Source organism: Pseudomonas donghuensis, from assembly GCF_000696345.2.
In the GTDB taxonomy this organism is placed as follows: Bacteria; Pseudomonadota; Gammaproteobacteria; order Pseudomonadales; family Pseudomonadaceae; genus Aquipseudomonas; species Aquipseudomonas donghuensis.
The window spans coordinates 485815-506040 of sequence record NZ_CP071706.1 but is presented as its reverse complement, the minus strand read 5'-3'; the positions used below and the strand labels follow the sequence as shown (position 1 = coordinate 506040).

Below are 20226 nucleotides of genomic sequence, written 5' to 3'. Positions count from 1 at the left end.
CGATGCTCTACGGAGCGCTACCAGGATCAGGAGTTCGTTCGACATGCTGCAATCGCCTCGCCTCACCTCGCTGGCCCTGACCATCGCCATGGTCCTCGGCGCGCCCCTGGCCCGTGCGGCCGAGCCGGCCAAGCCCGCCGCGATTCCAGCGACGACCGTCTCGGCATCGTCGTCCAAGGCACCGTTGCCACTGGAAGAACTGCGCACCTTCGCCGAGGTCATGGACCGCATCAAGGCCGCCTATGTCGAACCGGTAGACGACAAGACCCTGCTGGAAAACGCCATCAAGGGCATGCTCAGCAACCTCGATCCGCACTCGGCCTACCTCGGCCCGGAAGATTTCCTCGAGCTGCAAGAGAGCACCAGCGGTGAGTTCGGCGGTCTGGGCATCGAAGTGGGCATGGAAGACGGCTTCATCAAGGTGGTCTCGCCGATTGACGAGACCCCGGCCTCGCGCGCCGGTATCGAAGCCGGCGACCTGATCGTCAAGATCAACGGCCAGCCGACCCGCGGCCAGACCATGACCGAAGCGGTCGACAAGATGCGCGGCAAGGTCGGCGAGAAAATCACCCTGACCCTGGTGCGCGACGGCGGCAACCCGTTCGATGTAACCCTTGCCCGCGCGGTCATCCAGGTCAAGAGCGTCAAGAGCCAGATGCTCGAAGACGGTTACGGCTATATCCGCATCACCCAGTTCCAGGTCAAGACCGGCGAAGAAGTCGGCAAGGCCCTGGCCAAGCTGCGCAAGGACAACGGCAAGAAGATGCGCGGCCTGGTCCTGGACCTGCGCAACAACCCCGGTGGCGTCCTGCAATCGGCCGTGGAAGTGGCCGACCACTTCCTCACCAAGGGCCTGATCGTCTACACCAAGGGCCGTATCGCCAACTCCGAGCTGCGCTTCTCCGCCGACCCGGCCGATGCCAGCGAAGGCGTGCCCTTGGTGGTGCTGATCAACGGCGGCAGTGCCTCGGCGTCGGAAATTGTCGCCGGCGCCCTGCAAGACCAGAAGCGTGGCGTGCTGATGGGCACCGACAGCTTCGGCAAAGGCTCGGTGCAAACCGTGCTGCCGCTGAACAACGACCGCGCACTTAAGATCACCACGGCGCTGTACTTCACCCCCAACGGCCGTTCGATCCAGGCCCAGGGCATTGTCCCGGACATCGAGGTGCGCCGCGCCAAGATTACCGCCGAGCAGGACGGTGAAAACTTCAAGGAAGCCGACCTGCAGGGCCACCTGGGCAACGGCAACGGCGGCGCCGACCGTCCGTCGGGTAAGGGCGGCGGCGCCAAGCCTCGCCCACAGGATGATGACTACCAGCTCAGCCAGGCCCTGAGCCTGCTCAAGGGCCTGAGCATCACCCAGGGTAAATAAGGCCAGTTGATGCGTTACCTGCTGTTGGCCCTGTTGTACCTGATGAGCGGTGTCGCCCTCGCGGCGCCGACTCAACCGGGCAAGGCCTACCTGACACTGATCATCGACGACCTGGGGCAGAACCCTGCGCGCGACTCACGCGCCCTGGCCCTGCCCGGCCCGGTGACCCTGGCGATCATGCCCGATACCCCGCATGCCACAGCGTTTGCCCGCCAGGCCCATCACGCCGGCAAGACGGTGATCCTGCACATGCCCATGGACCCGGCCACCGGCCCCTACGCCTGGCACCCCGGTACACCCTTGCCGGAGCTTGAGCGGCGGTTGAACGCGGCGCTCGACAAAGTGCCCTACGCCGTCGGGATCAACAACCACATGGGCAGCCGCATGACCGCGGAGCCTGCGGCCATGGCCTGGTTGATGGGTGAATTGCAGCGCCGCGACCTGTTCTTCGTCGACAGCCGCACCAGCGCCGCCACGGTGGCCGCCAAATCGGCACAAAGCATCGGCCTGGCCAGCGTGTCGCGGGATGTGTTCCTCGATGACCTGCGCACCACCGAAGCCATTACCGGCCAGCTGCAACAGGGTATTGCCCTGGCGCGCAAGCAAGGCACGGCGGTACTGATCGGGCATCCTTATCCACAGACCCTGGAAGTGCTCGAACGCGAACTGCCCAAGCTCAAGGCCCAGGGCGTCGAGTGGATAGAAATTCAGCAGATGATCACCGAGCGCAGCAATCGCGCGATGTCCGGCCACGGGCGCGACGGCATCTACAAGTAGCGGGCGAAGGTTGCCTCGACAAAGCCGTCGCTGCGCATCTGCTCCAGCGCTTGCTGCAGCTTGTTCACTACCTCGTCCGGCACTTCACGGTTAAGCGCCAGGTACAGCTCGGCACCGTGAAAACGCAGCACCGTCTTAAGCTTGCTCACCCCCACCTGGCGCGCCAGGTAGCGCCCGGCCGGGTCGCCGCTGGCCCACAGGTCGATTTCGCCGTTCACCAGCTTTTTCGCGTTGTCGCGGTCGCGCAGCACCAACACCGGGTTCAGGCCTTGCTTGGCCAGGTATTCGGCAATCGCATCCCCTTTATAAGCCCCGATACGATAACGCTTGGCTTGCTGCAGGCTGCTCAAGGCAATCGGGCTACCCTCGGGGGCCAGCAAAATCCAGTCATCCGGCCCCAGCGGTCCGACCCACTTGAACAGTTTTTCCCGCTCGGGCTGGCGAGCCATGACGAAAACGCCGTAGCCGGGGGTTTGCAGGGCCTGCTCGTAGATGCGCTGCCAGGGGAAGCGCAGGGTCATGCTGTAGGGCACCCCGGCGCGCTTGAACATCTCGCGTACCAGGTCGGCGGCAATGCCATTGATGCCATCGTCGCGGGCGAAGCTCTTGCCGCTGATGGCCATGTTGTAGGGCGGGAAGTTTTCGGTGAGCAGCACCACAGGCTCGCTCGCCTGGGCAAGGTGGGTGAACGACAGGCAGCTGCACAGCAACAGGACAAGACGCTTGAACATGGTGGCACCGGGCTCCTTGGCAACGCCAAGAGTGCCGGGGCCTAGTGCGCCTGTCCAGTCTGCACCGGTATCACAACAAAAAGGGCCCTGTTCCTGCGAACAGAGCCCTTCGGGTCAATCAGCCGTTATCAGCTGTAGACACGCCCCAGCAACTGGCGATGGCTTTCGAACTGATCGAGCACATCCCGGGTGATCTGCTCCGGGGTGAAGCCCATCAGATCGTATTCCTGGCTGCCGTTGTGCAGGTACACCTCGGCGCGGTAGAAGCGCTGGCGCACTTCCGACTCGCCTTCCACCGGTGCTTCGCTCGGCGCGGCCAGGTAGCCGTCCAGGCTTACTTCGTAAACGAACGGGTTACCTTCTTCCATGTCGATGCGCAGGCCCATGGCCGAACGCGACTGGCCGACCCGGGTCTGCACCTGGAAGCCCAGGGTCTGCAACTGCGCGGCTGCTTCCTTGAGCGCCGGGCTGACGCGCTTGTCCATGAAGCGCTGAACGATCGCCTGGGTCGGCTGCAGGTCCAGCTGGCTCAGGCGCTCGCTGAAACCGCGACGGCCACGGGCAGCCAGTTCGGCCTGCTCCTGCTCGACCTGGCTGTCCTGTTTCATGGCCTTGTACAGGCCGAACATGAACAGCACCAGCACTACCGAGAACGGCAGTCCCGCCAGCACCACCATGGTCTGCATGGCCTGGAAGTTACCGGCCAGAAGCAAACCGATGGTGACCACGGTAATGATCGCCGACCAGAGAATACGCAGCCAGTTCGGCGCATCTTCGTCGACATGGCCGCCTTTGCAGGAAAGGTTGGCCATCATCACCGCGCCGGAGTCGGCTGGGGTCAGGAACAGTACGAAGCCAACGAAAATCGCGACACCGACCACGATCTTGGCAAACGGATAGTGCTCGAGCAGCTGGTAGATCGACATCGCCGGCTGTTCCAGCGCCGTTCGACCGAGTTCCACCGCGCCCTGGTTCATCACCAGGTCCAGTGCCGAGTTGCCGAAGATCGACAGCCAGGCCAAGGTGAAGCCCAGCGGAATCAGCAGCACGCCAGCGACCAGTTCGCGCACGGTACGACCGCGCGAGATACGGGCAATGAACATGCCGACGAACGGGCCCCAGGAAATCCACCAGGCCCAGTAGAACACGGTCCACAGGCCCAGCCAGCGCTCGGACTTGTCACTGTCGCCTTCATAGACGTACAGGTCGAAGGTCTTTAGCACCGCGCCGTTGAGGTAGTCGCCGATGTTCTGCACGAAGCTGTTGAGCAGGTGCAGGGTCGGGCCGTTGAGCAGCACGAACAACAGCAGGCCGCTGAACAGGATGATGTTGAGGTTGGACAGGCGGCGGATGCCGTTCTCCACACCCGACACGGCGGCGATGGTCGCCACGGTGCTCATCACCAGGATCACGATCAGCAGGTTGGTGTCGCTGTGCTGCATGCCGAACAGGTATTCCAGCCCCGAGGACACCTGCATCGAACCAATACCCAGGTTGGTCACCAGGCCCAGCAGGGTCACGAACATGCCGAAGATGTCGACGGTGTGGCCCGCGGCCCCCTTGACCCAACGCTCACCGACCAGCGGGTACAGCGCCGAGCGCAGTGCCAGGGGTTGGTTGTGGCGGTAGGCGAAGTAGGCCACGGCCAGGCCGACCAGAGCATAGATTGCCCAGCCATGCAGACCCCAGTGCAGGAAGGTCAGTTGCAGGCCTTCACGGGCCGCTTGCAGGCTGGCCGGTGCGCCTTCAGGCGGGTTGAAGTAGTGATCCAGCGGCTCGGACGCGCCGAAGTACAGCAGCGAGATACCGATACCGGAGGAGAACAGCATCCCGGCCCAGGCACCGTAGCTGAAGTCCGGCTTGTCATCCTTGCCGCCAAGCTTGAGCTTGCCGAAATTGGAGAAGGCCAGAACGATGACGAACAGCAGGTAGCCGCCAATCACCAGCATGTAGTACCAGCCGAAGCTGCGCGACAACCAGGCCTGGGCCTCGTTCAGCACGCGGCCGGCGGTTTCGGGAACTGCGATCAGCAAGGCAGTCAACAGCAGGATCAACAACGTCGAGGTGAAGAACACCACGCTGTTGACCCGGACCCTCTCGGCAGGGGTCTTGATTAGGGAGGCAGAACTCATTGCACATAGGCTCCGGGCAGTGCGAGAGAAACACGAAACAATCGTTACCCAAGCAAATGGTGCAATAGCCCCACTGCTTCAGGTGTTATAAAAGCACCTTGAAAAAACCGTGATCCCGAATCGATTGCGTTGAAAAAAACAGGCCGAAAACCCCGTCCCGAGGGTTGGCCGCGCGGTGCGATACCGCTCGGCAGATCTGCTCAACGCGCCGTTTACACCCGTCAACACCTTGTATTCCGGGGGTTCCACGTCTTTTTGGGGTGCCAATTTGTGCTCACTGCAGGTAGGAAAAACCTGTCAATTGCACAGATTGTCGCAGAGCTTATTCTTTGTTGATTGAACGTTCAATCAAAACAAAATAGACTGGCCTTCGCCGAGGCAGCCGCTCGTCGACTGCTCGCAGGCCTGAGGAGATTTGCAAGATGCCCAAGGTCGGTATGCAACCCATTCGCCGCCAGCAGTTGATCGAAGCCACATTGATGGCCATCGACCAGGTCGGCATGGGTGACGCCAGCATTGCGCTGATCGCCCGTTTGGCCGGTGTGTCGAATGGCATCATCAGTCACTACTTTCAGGACAAGAACGGCCTGATCGCAGCGACCATGCGGTACTTGATGAGCGTGCTGAACGAGAACGTCGTCGCCAACCGGCAGGCGCTCAAGGACACCAGCCCGCGCGCCCACCTGCAGGTGATTATCGAAGGCAACTTCGACGCCAGCCAGGTCAACGGCCCGGCAATGAAAACCTGGTTGGCCTTCTGGGCTTCCAGCATGCACCAGCCGTCTTTGCACAGGTTGCAGCGGATCAACGATCACCGCTTGTATTCCAACCTGTGCTGCCAGTTCCGCCGCGTCCTGCCGCTGCCTGATGCACGCACCGCGGCCCGTGGCCTGGCAGCATTGATCGACGGTCTGTGGCTGCGCGGTGCGCTGTCCGGAGACGCGTTCGACACCGACCAGGCGAAACAAATCGCTTACGAATACATGGATCTACAACTGGCGAAACAGACGAGCCCGGACACGCAAAACCAGGCCTCTGAACCACCGCGCGTCGCGATTGCCAAACAAGCAGGAGCGCTGCACGGATAGCCAAACACACATATGCACTTGCGAGGACACTATGGCCCGTTTCGAACTGCAAAAACTCTACATTGATGGTGGTTATGTCGACGCTTCCAGCGACGCTACCTTCGACGCCATCAACCCGGCCAACGGCGAAGTCCTCGCCCAGGTGCAACGCGCTACCCAGGCCGACGTCGAGCGCGCCGTAGAAAGCGCCGAACGCGGCCAGAAAGTCTGGGCGGCGATGACCGCCATGCAGCGTTCGCGCATCCTGCGCCGCGCCGTCGACATCCTGCGCGAGCGCAACGATGAGCTGGCCGCCCTGGAAACCCTGGACACCGGCAAGTCCTACTCCGAAACCCGCTACGTCGACATCGTCACCGGCGCCGACGTGCTGGAATACTACGCAGGCCTGGTACCGGCCATCGAAGGCGAGCAGATCCCGCTGCGCGACAGCTCGTTCGTCTACACCCGCCGCGAGCCGCTGGGCGTGACCGCCGGTATCGGCGCCTGGAACTACCCGATCCAGATCGCCCTGTGGAAATCCGCTCCTGCCCTGGCGGCCGGTAACGCGATGATCTTCAAGCCGAGCGAAGTCACCTCGCTGACCACCCTGAAACTGGCCGAGATCTACACCGAAGCCGGCCTGCCGGACGGCGTGTTCAACGTTCTGACCGGCAGCGGCCGCGAAGTCGGCACCTGGCTGACCGAGCACCCGCGCATCGAGAAAATCTCCTTCACCGGCGGCACCACCACCGGCAAGAAGGTCATGGCCAGCGCCTCGAGCTCGACGCTCAAGGAAGTCACCATGGAACTGGGCGGCAAGTCGCCACTGATCATCTGCGACGACGCCGACCTCGATCGCGCCGCCGACATCGCCATGATGGCCAACTTCTACAGCTCGGGCCAGGTCTGCACCAACGGTACCCGCGTGTTCGTCCCTGCCTCGATGAAAGCGGCTTTCGAAGCCAAGATCGCCGAGCGCGTTGCGCGCATCCGCGTTGGCAACCCTGAAGACGAAAACACCAACTTCGGCCCGCTGGTCAGCTTCGCTCACATGGAAAGCGTGCTGGGCTACATCGCCAAGGGCAAGGAAGAAGGCGCACGCGTTCTCTGTGGCGGCGAGCGCCTGACCGCAGGCGAACTGGCCAAGGGCGCATTCGTGGCGCCGACCGTGTTCACCGACTGCCGTGACGACATGACCATCGTCAAGGAAGAGATCTTCGGCCCAGTGATGAGCATCCTCTCCTACGAGACCGAGGAAGAAGTCATCCGTCGTGCCAACGACACCGAATACGGCCTGGCCGCTGGCGTGTGCACCAACGACATCAGCCGCGCCCACCGCATCATCCACCAGCTGGAAGCCGGTATCTGCTGGATCAACGCCTGGGGCGAGTCGCCAGCCGAAATGCCGGTCGGCGGTTACAAGCAGTCCGGTGTCGGCCGTGAGAACGGCGTGAGCTCGCTGGCTCAGTACACTCGCATCAAATCCGTTCAAGTTGAGCTGGGTTCCTACAACTCGGTGTTCTGAAGCGACAAGCTTCAAGCGGCAAGCTGCAAGTCAAAGCCGGTGCGTGTTGCGCCAACCGGCTCTTGCAGCTCTCACTCATTTGCGAGCCTCGCACGACCGCATTTTCTTGCGGCTTGTAGCTTGAGGCTTGCAGCTGCTTTCGGAGAAAGCCATGGAATATGACTACATCATCGTCGGTGCCGGCTCTGCCGGTAATACCCTGGCGACCCGCCTGACCGAAGACGAAGGCGTGACTGTCCTGCTGCTCGAGGCCGGTGGCCCTGACTACCGCATGGACTTCCGCACCCAGATGCCAGCCGCGCTGGCCTTCCCGCTGCAGGGCCGCCGCTACAACTGGGCCTACGAGACCGACCCGGAGCCGCACATGGACGGCCGCCGGATGGAATGCGGTCGCGGCAAGGGCCTGGGTGGCTCGTCGCTGATCAACGGCATGTGCTACATCCGCGGCAACGCCATGGACTTCGACGGCTGGGCAAAACTGCCAGGCCTTGAGGACTGGACCTACCTGGACTGCCTGCCGTACTTCCGCAAAGCGGAAACCCGCGACATCGGCGCCAACGATTACCACGGCGGCGAAGGCCCGGTCAGCGTGACCACGCCTAAAGCCGGTAACAACCCGCTGTTCCACGCCATGGTCGAAGCCGGCGTGCAAGCCGGTTACCCGCGTACCGAAGACCTCAACGGCTACCAGCAGGAAGGTTTCGGCCCGATGGACCGTACCGTGACGCCTAAAGGCCGTCGCTCCAGCACCGCCCGCGGCTACCTGGACACCGCCAAGAAGCGCTCGACCCTGACCATCGTCACTCACGCCCTGAGCGATCGCGTGCTGTTCGACGGCAAGCGCGCCGTGGGCGTCAGCTACCTGGTCGGCGCCAGCGAAGAGCGCGTCGAAGCCCGTGCGCGCAAGGAAGTGATCGTCTGCTCCGGCGCCATCGCTTCGCCGCAACTGCTGCAACGCTCCGGCGTTGGCCCGCGTGCGCTGCTGGAAAGCCTCAACGTGCCTGTGGTTCACGACCTGCCAGGCGTGGGCGAAAACCTGCAGGACCACCTTGAGCTGTACCTGCAGTACGCCTGCACCCAGCCAGTGTCGCTGTACCCGTCGCTGCTCTGGTACAACCAGCCGGCCATCGGTGCCGAGTGGCTGTTCAAGGGCACCGGTATCGGCGCCAGCAACCAGTTCGAAGCCGGTGGTTTCATCCGTACTCGTGAAGAGTTCGAATGGCCGAACATCCAGTACCACTTCCTGCCGGTGGCGATCAATTACAACGGCAGCAACGGTGTACAGGAACACGGCTTCCAGGCCCACATGGGTTCGATGCGCTCGCCTAGCCGCGGCCGTATCCAGCTCAAGTCCAAAGACCCGCGCCAGCACCCGAGCATCCTGTTCAACTACATGGCGACCGAGCAGGACTGGCAGGAATTTCGTGACGGCATCCGCCTGACCCGCGAAATCATGGCCCAGCCTGCGCTGGACGCCTACCGTGGCCGCGAAATCAGCCCGGGCGCCGACGTGCAGACCGACGAGGAACTGGACAAGTTCATCCGCGAGCACGCCGAGACCGCGTTCCACCCGTCCTGCTCGTGCAAGATGGGCGACGACGAGATGGCGGTGGTCGACGGCCAGGGCCGCGTGCATGGCATGCAGGGCCTGCGAGTGGTCGATGCCTCGATCATGCCGATCATCATCACCGGCAACCTCAACGCCACCACGATCATGATCGCCGAGAAAATCGCCGACAAGATCCGCAACCGCCAGCCGCTGCCACGCAGCACCGCCAAGTACTACGTCGCCAACGGCGCGCCGGTCAAAGGCAAGGCGCTGCGTGAAGTGAAACAGGCTTAAGCCTCTTTCGCGGGGCAAGCCCGCTCCCACAGGTGATGTGCAATCCGTGTGGGAGCGGGCTTGACCCGCGATGAGGCCCGCCAAGGCAACACAAGAAGGCACTCCAGGGAGTGTCTTTTTTGTCCCCGCGATTAACCCTTTACAGCCCGCCAACCCCTCAGGTTAGAATCCTTGGCACGCGACCTGCTTGATATTCAAAGCAAACCGCCCCTCCTTCCTGCTTTTCCCCGGAGTACTGCCTTTGGATGCGTCCACCATCAATAGCCTGTTCTTGATCGGCGCATTGCTGGTGGGTGCAAGTATTCTGGTCAGCTCACTGTCTTCACGCCTGGGCATCCCGATCCTGGTCATCATCCTTGCGGTCGGCATGATCGCCGGGGTCGATGGTGGCGGGATCATCTTCAACAACTACCCGACCGCCTATCTGGTGGGCAACCTGGCCCTCGCGGTGATCCTCCTCGACGGCGGCCTGCGCACGCGGGTGGCGAGTTTCCGCGTGGCCCTGTGGCCGGCGCTGTCGCTGGCGACCGTCGGCGTGCTGATCACCACCGGCCTGACCGGCATGGTCGCCGCCTGGCTGTTCAACCTGAGCCTGATCCAGGGCCTGCTGATCGGCGCCATCGTCGGCTCCACCGACGCTGCGGCGGTGTTCTCGCTGCTCGGCGGCAAGGGCCTGAACGAACGGGTGACGGCAACCCTCGAAATCGAATCGGGCAGTAACGACCCGATGGCGGTGTTTCTCACCGTAACCCTGATCGACATGATCGCCAGCGGCCAGACCGGCCTGCACTGGAGCCTGCTCACTCACCTGTTGCGCGAGTTCGGCATCGGCGGCCTGCTGGGCCTGGGGGGCGGCTGGCTGATGCTGCAGCTGGTCAACCGCATCAACCTCGCCGGCGGCCTGTACCCGATCCTGGTGGTGGCCGGCGGCCTGGTGGTGTTCTCGCTGACCAACGCCCTGCACGGCAGCGGCTTCCTTGCCGTGTACCTGTGTGGCCTGGTGCTGGGCAACCGCCCGATCCGCAGCCGCCACGGCATCCTGCACATGCTCGACGGCATGGCCTGGCTGGCGCAAATCGGTATGTTCCTGGTCCTCGGCCTGCTGGTGACGCCTCACGACCTGCTACCGATCGCCCTGCCGGCGCTGGGCCTGGCGCTGTGGATGATCATCTTCGCCCGGCCGCTGTCGGTGGTCGCCAGCCTGCTGCCGTTCAAGGCCTTCCATGGCCGCGAAAAAGCCTTTATCTCCTGGGTAGGCCTGCGTGGCGCGGTACCGATCATTCTGGCGGTGTTCCCGTTGATGGCCGGGCTGCCGGATGCCCAGTTGTTCTTCAACCTGGCGTTCTTCATCGTCCTGGTGTCGTTGCTGGTGCAGGGCACCAGCCTGCCCTGGGTGGCCAAGCTGCTGAAAGTGACGGTACCGCCCGACCCTGCCCCGATCTCCCGTTCGGCCCTGGAAGTGCACATCACCAGCGAGTGGGAGTTGTTCATCTATCGACTGGGCGCGGAAAAATGGTGCATCGGCGCCGCCCTGCGCGAGCTGAAAATGCCTGAAGGCACCCGTATCGCAGCGCTGTTTCGCGGTCAGCAACTGCTCCATCCGTCGGGAAGTACCACCCTGGAAGTCGACGACCTGCTCTGCGTGATCGGCCACGAACACAACCTGCCAGCCCTCGGCAAGCTGTTCAGCCAGGCACCGCAGCGTGGCCAGGACCTGCGCTTCTTTGGTGACTTCGTGCTCGAAGGTGACGCAGAACTGGGGGCTGTAGCGGCGTTGTACGGATTGAAGCTCGACGGCCAGGACCCGCACATGCCGCTCAGCCGCTTCATCGCGCAGAAGGTTGGCGGCGCACCGGTGGTCGGCGACCAGATCGAGTGGAACAGCACCTTGTGGACGGTTGCAGTGATGGAAGGGAACAAGATCCTCAAAGTGGGCGTCAAATTCCCCGAAGGAACTCGACCCGGCCCTGGATTGTTCCTTTAAACTCTGTTCTTCGCCTCTGCCTGTACGAATTTTCTGCCTATGTCCCTGCGCACGTTGTTAAGCGCAGCCCTGATCGGGCTGTGCCTGTCCTTCTCCCCGGTGTGGGCGGCTGAACCGCCAACCACGGCAGCGATCCAGCAAAGCCTGGACAAGATCACCGAACGCAAGCTGCCCGAGGCCGAACAGAAAGCCCTGCAGCAGGTGCTCGAAAAGACCCTGGCCTTCCTCGGCAACAAAGAGGACAGCGAGAAGAAGCTCACCGCGCTCAAGCACCAGCTCAACGACGCGCCGCGCCAGACCAGCGAAAACCAGCGCGAGCTGGCCAAACTCAAGGACAGCAAGGTGATCCCGGTCACCCAGCGCTACGCCGCCTCCAGCGTGCCGCAGCTGGAGCAATTGCTTGCCGAGCGCACCACCGAGCAGGGCGAACTACAAAAAGCGCTGTCCGAGGCCAACAGCCTGACCATCACCGCGCAGACCCGGCCCGAACGGGCCCAGGCAGAAATCAGCGCCAACCAGACCCGCACCCAGCAGATCAACACCAGCCTGAAGATCGGCAAGGACGGCGGCAAGCCGCTCAGCGCCGACCAGCGCAACCAGCTCAACGCCGAACTGGCCGCGCTCAACGCCCTGACCCTGCTGCGCCGCCAGGAACTGGCCGGCAACAGCCTGCTGCAAGACCTGGGCAACAGCCAGCATGACCTGCTGATCGAGCGCGCCGCGCGCCTGGAACAGGAAATCCAGGACCTGCAGACGCTGATCAACCAGAAGCGTCTGGCCCAGTCCCAGCAAACCGTCACCGAACAGTCGATCGAAGCGCAGAAAGCTGGCGGCAGCACCCTACTGGCCACCGAAAGCGCCGCCAACCTCAAGCTCTCCGACTACCTGCTGCGCAGCACCGACAGCCTCAACGACCTGACCCAGCAGAACCTCAAGACCAAGCAGCAGTTGGACAGCCTGACCCAGAGCGACCAGGCTCTGGACGAGCAGATCAGCGTGCTCAAGGGCAGCCTGCTGCTGTCGAAGATCCTCTACAAGCAAAAGCAGGCGCTGCCGCACCTGAAGCTCGACCGCGACCTGGCCGACCAGATCGCCGACATCCGCCTGTACCAGTTCGAGATCAACCAGCAGCGCGAGCAGATCAGCAGCCCGAGCAGCTATGTCGACAAGCTGCTCACCGCACAACCACCCGAGACCGTCACCCCGCAATTGCGCAAGGCCTTGCTGGAAGTGGCGATCACTCGCAGCGACCTGCTCGAACGCCTGAACCGTGAACTGAGCGCGCTGCTCAACGAATCAATCACTCTGCAGTTGAACCAGAAGCAACTGTTCAGCACCGCGCAGAACCTGCGTGCAACCCTTGATGAGCAGATGTTCTGGATCCCCAGCAACAAGCCGCTGGACCTGGAATGGCTGCGCAGCGTGCCCGAGCGCCTGCAGAAACAGGTGGTCAGCCTGCCCTGGGGGTCGGGCCTGCGGGAGCTGACCGACGGCCTGGCCCAGCGCCCGTTGCTGTTCCTGCCCTTGCTGTTGCTGATCGGCGCCCTGCTGTGGCGGCGCAAGTACCTGTATGCGCGCCTGACCAAGGTTCATCAGGATGTCGGCCACTTCAAGCGTGACAGCCAGTGGCACACGCCCCAGGCCATCCTGGTCAATATTCTCCTGGCCATGCCCCTGAGCCTGGGCCTGGCCCTGTGCGGCTATGCCCTGCAGGTCGACGCCCGCGGGCAGAACGCCAACCTCGCCTCGGCGCTGTTCCAGGTGGCCCAGGCCTGGCTGGTGTTCTACACCGCCTACCGGATACTCGCCCCGGGCGGCGTGGCCGAACTGCACTTTCGCTGGGAAAAGCCCCAAGTCGAATTCCTCCGTGGCTGGATCCGCCGCCTCGGCACCGTGGTCCTGGCCCTGGTCGGGGTGGTGGCGGTGGCCGAGCATCAACCCTCGGCGCTGGCTGAAGACGTGCTCGGCATCGGCGTGGTGCTGACCTGCTATGCGCTGATGGCCTGGCTGCTCAGCCGCCTGCTGCTGAGCAGCCCCACCCACCGCAACACCTCGCTGTTTCGCAAGGCCGTGGGCGTGGCCTTCACCGCGCTGCCGGTGGCGCTGTTCATCGCCGTGTGCTTTGGCTATTACTACACCGCGCTCAAGCTCACCGACCGCCTGATCGATACCCTGTACCTGCTGATGTTCTGGCTGGTGATCGAAGCCGCCTTCGTCCGCGGCCTGGCCGTGGCCGCCCGGCGCCTGGCCTACCAGCGGGCGCTGAGCAAGCGCCAGGCGGCCAAGGAAGGCCTGGATGGCGAAGTGCTGGTCGAAGAGCCGACCCTGGACATCGAACAGGTCAACCAGCAGTCCCTGCGCCTGATTCGCCTGGCCCTGCTCGGCGGCTTCATCGCCGCCCTGTACTGGGTCTGGTCGGACCTGATCAGCGTGTTCGCCTACCTCGACAACATCACCCTGTACGAGTACACCAGCGGCACCGGCGCATCCATGAGCATGGTGCCGATCAGCCTGCGCGACCTGCTGGGCGCACTGGTGATCATCGGCATCACCGTTGCCCTGGCCGGCAACTTGCCTGGCCTGCTGGAAGTGCTGGTGCTATCACGCCTGAACCTGGCCCAGGGCAGCGCCTACGCCACCACCACGTTGCTGTCCTACGTGATTGCCGGGGTCGGCTTCGTCTCTACCCTGTCAGCCTTGGGCGTCAGCTGGGACAAGCTGCAATGGCTGGTGGCCGCACTGTCGGTGGGCCTGGGCTTCGGCATGCAGGAGATCTTCGCCAACTTCATCTCCGGGATCATGATCCTGTTCGAGCGCCCGGTACGGATCGGCGACACCATCACCATCGGCAACCTCTCCGGCACGGTGAGCAAGATCCGCATTCGCGCCACCACCATCACCGACTTCGACCGCAAGGACATTATTGTCCCGAACAAGACCTTCATCACCGGGCAACTGATCAACTGGTCGCTGACCGACACCATCACCCGGGTGACCCTCAAGCTCGGCGTCGACTACGGCTCGGACCTCGACCTGGTGCGCACCCTGCTGCTCAAGGCCGCCAACGACAACCCACGGGTACTCAAGGAACCGGCGCCGATCGTCTATTTCCTCAACTTCGGCGAAAGCACCCTGGACCATGAACTGCGCATGCACGTACGCGACCTGGGCGACCGCAACCCGGTACTCGACGAGATCAACCGCTACATCAACAAAGAGTTCAAGCGGCAGCACATCAACATCTCCTTCCGGCAGATGGAGATCTACCTGAAGAACATGCAGGGCCAGGAGTACAAGATGGTCCCGGTAGAAAGCCTGGACAAGACCGTGCTGCCAACCGCCAACAACAGCGGCAAGCCCGCTGACGAAGCGCCAGGCAAACCGGCCTGACTGGACGCCAGCGGCCATACCCTTGCAGAATACTCAGGTTTTCTCCAGGAGATGGCCGTTGAAAGCCCTCGACGAACTGACGTTCGATAACCGTTTCGCCCGCCTGGGCGACGCCTTTTCTACTTCGGTACTGCCCGAGCCGATTGCCGAACCGCGCCTGGTGATCGCCAGCGAAGCGGCCATGGCGTTGCTCGACCTGGAACCAACCGAAGCCTATTCCCCGGTCTTTGCCGAACTGTTCGGCGGCCACAAACTGTGGGCCGAGGCCGAGCCGCGGGCGATGGTCTATTCCGGGCATCAGTTCGGCTCCTACAACCCACGCCTGGGCGATGGCCGTGGCCTGTTGCTGGGCGAAGTGCGCAATGACGCCGGCCAATCCTGGGACCTGCACCTCAAGGGCGCCGGGCAGACGCCGTATTCGCGTATGGGCGATGGCCGCGCGGTACTGCGCTCCTCGATCCGCGAATTCCTTGCCTCCGAAGCCCTGCCAGCCCTGGGCATCCCCAGCAGCCGGGCGCTGTGCGTGATCGGCTCAAGTACGCCGGTCTGGCGCGAAACCCAGGAGCGCGCGGCCATGCTGTTGCGCCTGGCGCCGAGCCATGTACGCTTCGGTCATTTCGAGTATTTCTATTACACCCGCCAGCCCGAGCAGCAGCGCATGCTTGCCGAGCATGTGCTCAATACGCATTTCGCCGAGTGCCGCGACGCGCCGGAACCGTACCTGGCGATGTTCCGCACCATTGTCGAGCGCAACGCCGAGCTGATTGCCCGCTGGCAGGCTTACGGCTTCTGCCACGGCGTGATGAACACCGACAACATGTCGATCCTGGGCATCACCTTCGACTTCGGCCCCTTTGCCTTCCTCGACGACTTCGACGCCAACTTCATCTGCAATCACTCCGATGACCAGGGCCGCTACAGCTACAGCAATCAGGTGCCCATCGCCCACTGGAACCTCAGCGCCCTGGCCCAGGCCCTGACGCCGTTCATCAGCGTCGAAGCGCTGAAGGAAACCCTGGGGCTGTTCCTGCCGTTGTACGAGGCCCATTACCTGGACCTGATGCGTCGGCGTCTGGGCCTGACCCGCGCGGAAGACGGCGACAAGCTGCTGATCGAACGCCTGTTGCAACTGATGCAACCGGGCGCGGTGGACTACACCCTGTTCTTCCGCCAGCTCGGCGACCAGCCTGCTGAGCAGGCGCTGCAGGTAGTGCGTGACGACTTCATCGACCTGGCCGGTTTCGACCTGTGGTCAGCCGATTACCTGGCACGCCTGCAGCGCGAGCCCGGCAACGCCGAAGGCCGCCGCGCGCGCATGCATGCGGTCAACCCGCTGTACATCCTGCGCAACTACCTGGCCCAGCGCGCCATCGAGGCGGCCGAGGGTGGTGACTACGAGGAAGTTCGCCGCCTGCACCAGGTGCTGAGCAAACCGTTCGAGGAGCAAGCGGGGATGCAAGCCTACGCCCAGCGGCCACCGGAGTGGGGCAAGCACCTGGAAATCAGCTGCTCGTCGTAAGGCCTGCGCCTCAGCTGTCGAGCCACCAGTCGAGCAGGGTTTCGTCCTCGTCATCGTCGAGGTTGCGGTAGATGTTGGCGTAATACCACTCGACGCCGGTGCACTGGCGAAAGCGGTCGAACACTTCACGGATGGCTGCAAAACCGTTACGCGCGGGGATGGCCAGGGTCAGGTTGCCCTTGTAGCGACCATCCAGAGTACCGCCGAGCAGCGTCTGCACTTCGTCTTGCAGTGTGTCGACAGCCCCCTGGGGCAAGTCGTCGGCATAGATATGAATGCAGAAGTTGCCACCCCGCTGCAGCACTTCGGCGCGCTGGTCCGGGTGGTTGATACGGATGGTATCGCCACGCGCCAGGTCGAGGGCCAACCCTGGTGACGACAGCAGCTCAAAGGTATTCGCATCGATCTGACGGACCGGCACGCTCTCGAATACCGGTTCGCCATTGGATCGGGAATCGACAAAAATGCGGATATGCGCTGAATGCTGGCAATCCATCGGGCACTCCATGGCCTGTGTACAAGGCGTACATGCTAAACCATTCAACATGTAGGTGCGGGCGTAACCCGCGAACGACCGCAGACCGGTCGCAACTCTCGGAGCTTTCATGACTGATCCACTACTCATCCCCTGCCCCCACTGCAACGGCCTCAACCGCATCCCCGGCGAACGCCTTGGCGACAGCCCGAAATGCGGCCGCTGCAAGAACCCGGTCCTGCTGAGCACGCCGTTTGATTTGAAACAGGGCGACTACGCCAGCCAGATCAAGGGCGACCTGCCGTTGCTGATCGATGTCTGGGCCGATTGGTGCGGGCCATGCAAGTCGTTTGCGCCGATCTTCGCGCAGGCGGCCAGCCAGCTCAGCGGGCGCTGCCGCCTGGCCAAGCTGGACAGCGAGGCCAACCAGCAACTGGCCGGGCAATTGGGGATTCGTTCGATTCCCAGCCTGATCCTGCTCAGAAACGGCCGGGAAGTGGCGCGCCAGAGCGGTGCATTCCCACTCCAGCAACTGCTGGAATGGTTGCGCAGCCAGGGCGTCTAGACGCCTTCTTCGAGCAGGGCGTGCAGTTCAACGAACTGCTGGGTCAGCTTGTGCCGCGGCTCCAGATGAATCAGCGGCAGGCTGGCCTGGTGTGATTCACGCATCTTCACCGAGCTGTTGAGGTATACCGGCAGCACCGGCAGCCCCTCGGCGATCAACTCGTCAAGCATCTGCTGGGGCAGGCTGGCGCGGGCCTGGAACTGGTTGACGACAATGCCTTCGACCCGCAGTTCTTCGTTGTGATCGTCCTTGAGCTCGTCGATCTCGGCCAGCAGCCCGTACAGCGCCTGGCGCGAGAAACTGTCGCAATCGAAGGGGATCAACACTCGATCAGCCGCGATCAACGCAGAAACAGCATAGAAGTTAAGCGCTGGCGGAGTATCCAGGTAAATCCGGTCATAGTCCTCGTCCAGCTCATCCAGCAGTTTGCGCAGCTTGTTGATCTTGTGCTTGGCCTCAAGCTTGGGCTGCAGGTCAGCCAGCTCGGCGGTGGCGGTCACCACATGCAGGTTGTCGAACGGTGTTTCGTAGATATCGACCTTGTTCTTTTTCGCAAACGGCCCGGAAGACAGGGTCTGCTTGAAAAAGTCGGCAATGCCCATGGGAATGTCCTCGCCGGTAAGGCCGGTAAGGTACTGGGTCGAGTTGGCCTGGGCATCCAGGTCGATCAACAGGGTTCGATAGCCTTCATTGGCACTCACCGCTGCCAGGTTGCAGGCAATGCTCGACTTGCCGACGCCACCTTTCTGATTGAACACCACGCGCCGCATGGAATGACCTCCGTGTGTCTGGGGATGACCGAGTATGTGTGCGAAGGGTTCGCTTGACCAGCACCGTTGGGCTCAAGTTGACGAGGAATCGACCGACAACCCATAACCTCCGTTGGTCGGGAAAAACCTGACTGATCTGACGAAGCTGAACAATCGAGGTCTGTTTCAAGCCGGAGTATTTGTAACCAGCATTTGCTACACGCCGACAGCACCGGGATAATGCGCGCCACTCGGCGATTGCGCCACACCCCTGTCAGGTCGTTGTTGCGAGTTACTCCCTCGGCAAGGAAGTCCCTCAGGGCGGGAAGTACAACAAAGTGATCACATTCAATATCAGCCAGTGGCGCGCGTGGGCACCAGGCCTGCAGACGGCTGCCGATTGGCAGGCCTGGAGCCAGGCAAAGCACTTGCCGGCAGAGGCTGAACAGGCACCGGATGTGTCGTTTTTACCAGCCATGCAGCGTCGTCGCCTGAGCCGCCTGGCGCGCATGGCCTTTGCCGTGGGCTGGCCGCTGGCCGAGGGTTTGCAGGATGTGCCGCTGGTGTTCGTTTCCCGGCATGGCGAAACCCCGCGTACCTTCGAGATCCTCAGCGACCTGGCCAATGAGCAACCGCTGTCGCCAACCCAATTCAGCCTGTCGGTACACAACGCGGTGATTGGCTTGTGGTCGATCATGCGGGGCGAAACCAGTGAGATGACCGCCCTGGCTGCTGCCGGTGACGGTTTCGAACAGGGTGTGCTGGAAGCTGCTTGCCTGCTGGGCGAAGGCGCTCCGGCGGTGCTGCTGATTGTTACTGAAGAGCAGCCGCCCGCGGCTTACGGCCCGAGGATTGATGACGTGCCCTTCGCCTATGCGCTGGGCCTGCTCCTGACACCAGGCGATGAATGGCAACTGCACCTTGGCGATAACGTCGGCGCTGTACCTTCGAGCGAACCCCATGCCTTGAGCTGGTTGCGTTGCCTGCTCAAGGGCGACAGCACTTGTACCCACACCTGGAAGAGCCGCACATGGAACTGGCAACGCAAGCCATAAGCAGACCGCGCGACGCCTATTACTGGCGCCTGCTCGCTACCGCCGTCAGCTTTCTGCTGTTCGGCGTCGGCGGCCTGTGCCTGCGCCTGCTGGTCTTCCCGCTGCTGGCCGGCCTGCCCGGCGATGCCGCACGCCATCGCCAGCGCGCCCGGCACACCATCAGCTGGCTGTTCTGGCGCTTCATTCGCTTCATGGCCGCCAGCGGCGTGCTCACCTATGAAATCAAGGGCGCCGAAAAGCTCGGCCGCCCGGGGCAGATGATCATCGCCAACCACCCGTCGCTGATCGATGTGGTGTTTCTCATCGGCCTGGTGCGCCAGGCCAATTGCGTGGTCAAGCAAAGTCTCTGGCACAACCCGTGCACCCGTGGCCCGGTGCGCTCGGCCGAGTACATCAGCAACGACGGCAGCATGGACATGCTCGACAGCGCCGTGGCGGCGCTGCAAGGCGGCCAAACCCTGATCATCTTCCCCGAAGGCACGCGCACCCAACCCGGCCAGCCGCCTGCCTTTCATCGCGGCGCGGCGGCCATTGCCCTGCGCGGTGCGAACATCATCACCCCGGTCACCATCAAGGTCGCCCCCAGCACCTTGACCAAGGCCGAACCCTGGTACCGCATACCCCAGCGCCGGGTGCATTTCAACTTGCAGGTCGGTGCCGACATCGACCCGCAGGCCTTCGCCGCACAAGGCCCTGCCCCGCAGGCCTCGCGCAAACTCAATGAACACCTGCATCAGCACTTCACCAAGGAGCTCGCCGAAGATGAGCGATCCACAGAACACCCTTAACCACGACATCAAGCTGTTGATCATCGACGCCCTGGGCCTGGAAGACATCAGCGCCCAGGACATCGGCGACGAGCAGACCCTGTTTGGCGAAGGCCTGGGCCTGGATTCGGTGGACGCCCTCGAACTCGGCCTGGCGATCCAGAAGAAGTACGGCATCAAGATCGACGCCGATGCCAAGGACACCCGTAACCATTTCACCAGCGTGGCCAGCCTTGCGGCTTTCGTCACCGCTAAACAGGCAGCCTGAGACAGCA

The 20226-nt window shown here is 62.9% G+C and carries 16 protein-coding genes; 12 read left to right on the top strand and 4 right to left on the bottom strand.

Annotated features, from left to right (window positions below; genetic code table 11):
• The first annotated feature begins 43 nt into the window (after positions 1 to 43).
• Both BV82_RS02325 and BV82_RS02320 read left to right on the top strand, forming a co-directional pair.
• Entirely contained in the window at positions 44 to 1372 is a 1329-nt protein-coding gene (locus tag BV82_RS02325) for a S41 family peptidase (RefSeq protein WP_010222282.1), read from the top strand.
• A 9-nt stretch (positions 1373 to 1381) separates the two neighbouring features.
• On the top strand, positions 1382 to 2149 hold the full coding sequence (locus BV82_RS02320; protein WP_036995427.1) for a divergent polysaccharide deacetylase family protein: 768 nt from the start codon (positions 1382 to 1384) through the stop codon (positions 2147 to 2149).
• Here BV82_RS02320 and BV82_RS02315 read toward each other — a convergent pair.
• Together BV82_RS02315 and betT are read right to left on the bottom strand one after the other, a co-directional pair.
• The gene (locus BV82_RS02315; RefSeq protein ID WP_036995425.1) at positions 2140 to 2880 is read right to left on the bottom strand and encodes a substrate-binding periplasmic protein; all 741 of its coding nucleotides are present in this window, start codon (positions 2878 to 2880) and stop codon (positions 2140 to 2142) included. The two genes, BV82_RS02320 and BV82_RS02315, sit on opposite strands and share 10 nt — an antisense overlap.
• A gap of 128 nt (positions 2881 to 3008) precedes the next feature.
• Positions 3009 to 5012, bottom strand: coding sequence for a choline BCCT transporter BetT (gene betT / locus BV82_RS02310; protein ID WP_036995423.1), 2004 nt, complete (start codon positions 5010 to 5012; stop codon positions 3009 to 3011).
• A gap of 422 nt (positions 5013 to 5434) precedes the next feature.
• Between betT and betI the strand changes: the two genes are divergently transcribed.
• From betI to selO, 6 genes are all read left to right on the top strand, one after another.
• Complete coding sequence (gene betI, locus BV82_RS02305) at positions 5435 to 6100, top strand: transcriptional regulator BetI (protein WP_010222276.1); 666 nt, start codon at positions 5435 to 5437, stop codon at positions 6098 to 6100.
• A gap of 31 nt (positions 6101 to 6131) precedes the next feature.
• Positions 6132 to 7604: a betaine-aldehyde dehydrogenase gene (gene betB, locus BV82_RS02300; protein WP_010222275.1), complete on the top strand. Its 1473-nt coding sequence runs from the start codon at positions 6132 to 6134 to the stop codon at positions 7602 to 7604.
• A gap of 151 nt (positions 7605 to 7755) precedes the next feature.
• On the top strand, positions 7756 to 9447 hold the full coding sequence (gene betA / locus BV82_RS02295; protein WP_010222274.1) for a choline dehydrogenase: 1692 nt from the start codon (positions 7756 to 7758) through the stop codon (positions 9445 to 9447).
• A gap of 241 nt (positions 9448 to 9688) precedes the next feature.
• The gene (locus BV82_RS02290; protein WP_010222273.1) at positions 9689 to 11431 is read left to right on the top strand and encodes a potassium/proton antiporter; all 1743 of its coding nucleotides are present in this window, start codon (positions 9689 to 9691) and stop codon (positions 11429 to 11431) included.
• Between the two features lie 39 nt (positions 11432 to 11470).
• Positions 11471 to 14821 (top strand): mechanosensitive channel MscK, encoded by a 3351-nt coding sequence (gene mscK / locus BV82_RS02285; RefSeq protein WP_036995421.1) that lies wholly within the window; start codon positions 11471 to 11473, stop codon positions 14819 to 14821.
• Between the two features lie 58 nt (positions 14822 to 14879).
• The gene (gene selO / locus BV82_RS02280; protein ID WP_036995420.1) at positions 14880 to 16340 is read left to right on the top strand and encodes a protein adenylyltransferase SelO; all 1461 of its coding nucleotides are present in this window, start codon (positions 14880 to 14882) and stop codon (positions 16338 to 16340) included.
• 10 nt (positions 16341 to 16350) lie between these two features.
• Here the strand turns inward: selO and BV82_RS02275 are convergent, their stop codons facing one another.
• A complete protein-coding gene (locus tag BV82_RS02275) occupies positions 16351 to 16836 on the bottom strand; it encodes a DUF4265 domain-containing protein (protein ID WP_010222270.1) in 486 nt (161 codons plus the stop codon).
• 109 nt (positions 16837 to 16945) lie between these two features.
• On the opposite strand from BV82_RS02275, the gene trxC reads away from it, so the two are divergent.
• On the top strand, positions 16946 to 17380 hold the full coding sequence (gene trxC, locus BV82_RS02270) for a thioredoxin TrxC (protein ID WP_010222267.1): 435 nt from the start codon (positions 16946 to 16948) through the stop codon (positions 17378 to 17380).
• On the opposite strand, the gene BV82_RS02265 is transcribed toward trxC, so the two are convergent.
• Positions 17377 to 18150, bottom strand: coding sequence for a ParA family protein (locus BV82_RS02265; protein ID WP_010222266.1), 774 nt, complete (start codon positions 18148 to 18150; stop codon positions 17377 to 17379). The genes trxC and BV82_RS02265 overlap by 4 nt on opposite strands.
• A gap of 317 nt (positions 18151 to 18467) precedes the next feature.
• Between BV82_RS02265 and BV82_RS02260 the strand changes: the two genes are divergently transcribed.
• From BV82_RS02260 to BV82_RS02250, 3 genes are read left to right on the top strand one after another with little or no spacing between them, the layout of a single operon-like run.
• The gene (locus BV82_RS02260; protein WP_036995418.1) at positions 18468 to 19184 is read left to right on the top strand and encodes a beta-ketoacyl synthase chain length factor; all 717 of its coding nucleotides are present in this window, start codon (positions 18468 to 18470) and stop codon (positions 19182 to 19184) included.
• Entirely contained in the window at positions 19160 to 19972 is an 813-nt protein-coding gene (locus BV82_RS02255; protein ID WP_010222264.1) for a lysophospholipid acyltransferase family protein, read from the top strand. The genes BV82_RS02260 and BV82_RS02255 overlap by 25 nt, the downstream gene beginning before the upstream one ends.
• Positions 19947 to 20219: a phosphopantetheine-binding protein gene (locus BV82_RS02250; protein ID WP_010222262.1), complete on the top strand. Its 273-nt coding sequence runs from the start codon at positions 19947 to 19949 to the stop codon at positions 20217 to 20219. Before BV82_RS02255 ends, BV82_RS02250 begins: the two co-directional genes overlap by 26 nt.
• Positions 20220 to 20226: the final 7 nt, after the last annotated feature.

Bases quoted from the DNA above. Each gene is read 5' to 3' on its own strand.
- BV82_RS02325 (WP_010222282.1), top strand. From the start codon at position 44: ATGCTGCAATCGCCTCGCCTCACCTCGCTGGCCCTGACCATCGCCATG.
- BV82_RS02320 (WP_036995427.1), top strand. From the start codon at position 1,382: ATGCGTTACCTGCTGTTGGCCCTGTTGTACCTGATGAGCGGTGTCGCC.
- BV82_RS02315 (WP_036995425.1), bottom strand. From the start codon at position 2,880: ATGTTCAAGCGTCTTGTCCTGTTGCTGTGCAGCTGCCTGTCGTTCACC.
- betT (WP_036995423.1), bottom strand. From the start codon at position 5,012: ATGAGTTCTGCCTCCCTAATCAAGACCCCTGCCGAGAGGGTCCGGGTC.
- betI (WP_010222276.1), top strand. From the start codon at position 5,435: ATGCCCAAGGTCGGTATGCAACCCATTCGCCGCCAGCAGTTGATCGAA.
- betB (WP_010222275.1), top strand. From the start codon at position 6,132: ATGGCCCGTTTCGAACTGCAAAAACTCTACATTGATGGTGGTTATGTC.
- betA (WP_010222274.1), top strand. From the start codon at position 7,756: ATGGAATATGACTACATCATCGTCGGTGCCGGCTCTGCCGGTAATACC.
- mscK (WP_036995421.1), top strand. From the start codon at position 11,471: ATGTCCCTGCGCACGTTGTTAAGCGCAGCCCTGATCGGGCTGTGCCTG.
- BV82_RS02275 (WP_010222270.1), bottom strand. From the start codon at position 16,836: ATGGATTGCCAGCATTCAGCGCATATCCGCATTTTTGTCGATTCCCGA.
- trxC (WP_010222267.1), top strand. From the start codon at position 16,946: ATGACTGATCCACTACTCATCCCCTGCCCCCACTGCAACGGCCTCAAC.
- BV82_RS02265 (WP_010222266.1), bottom strand. From the start codon at position 18,150: ATGCGGCGCGTGGTGTTCAATCAGAAAGGTGGCGTCGGCAAGTCGAGC.
- BV82_RS02255 (WP_010222264.1), top strand. From the start codon at position 19,160: ATGGAACTGGCAACGCAAGCCATAAGCAGACCGCGCGACGCCTATTAC.
- BV82_RS02250 (WP_010222262.1), top strand. From the start codon at position 19,947: ATGAGCGATCCACAGAACACCCTTAACCACGACATCAAGCTGTTGATC.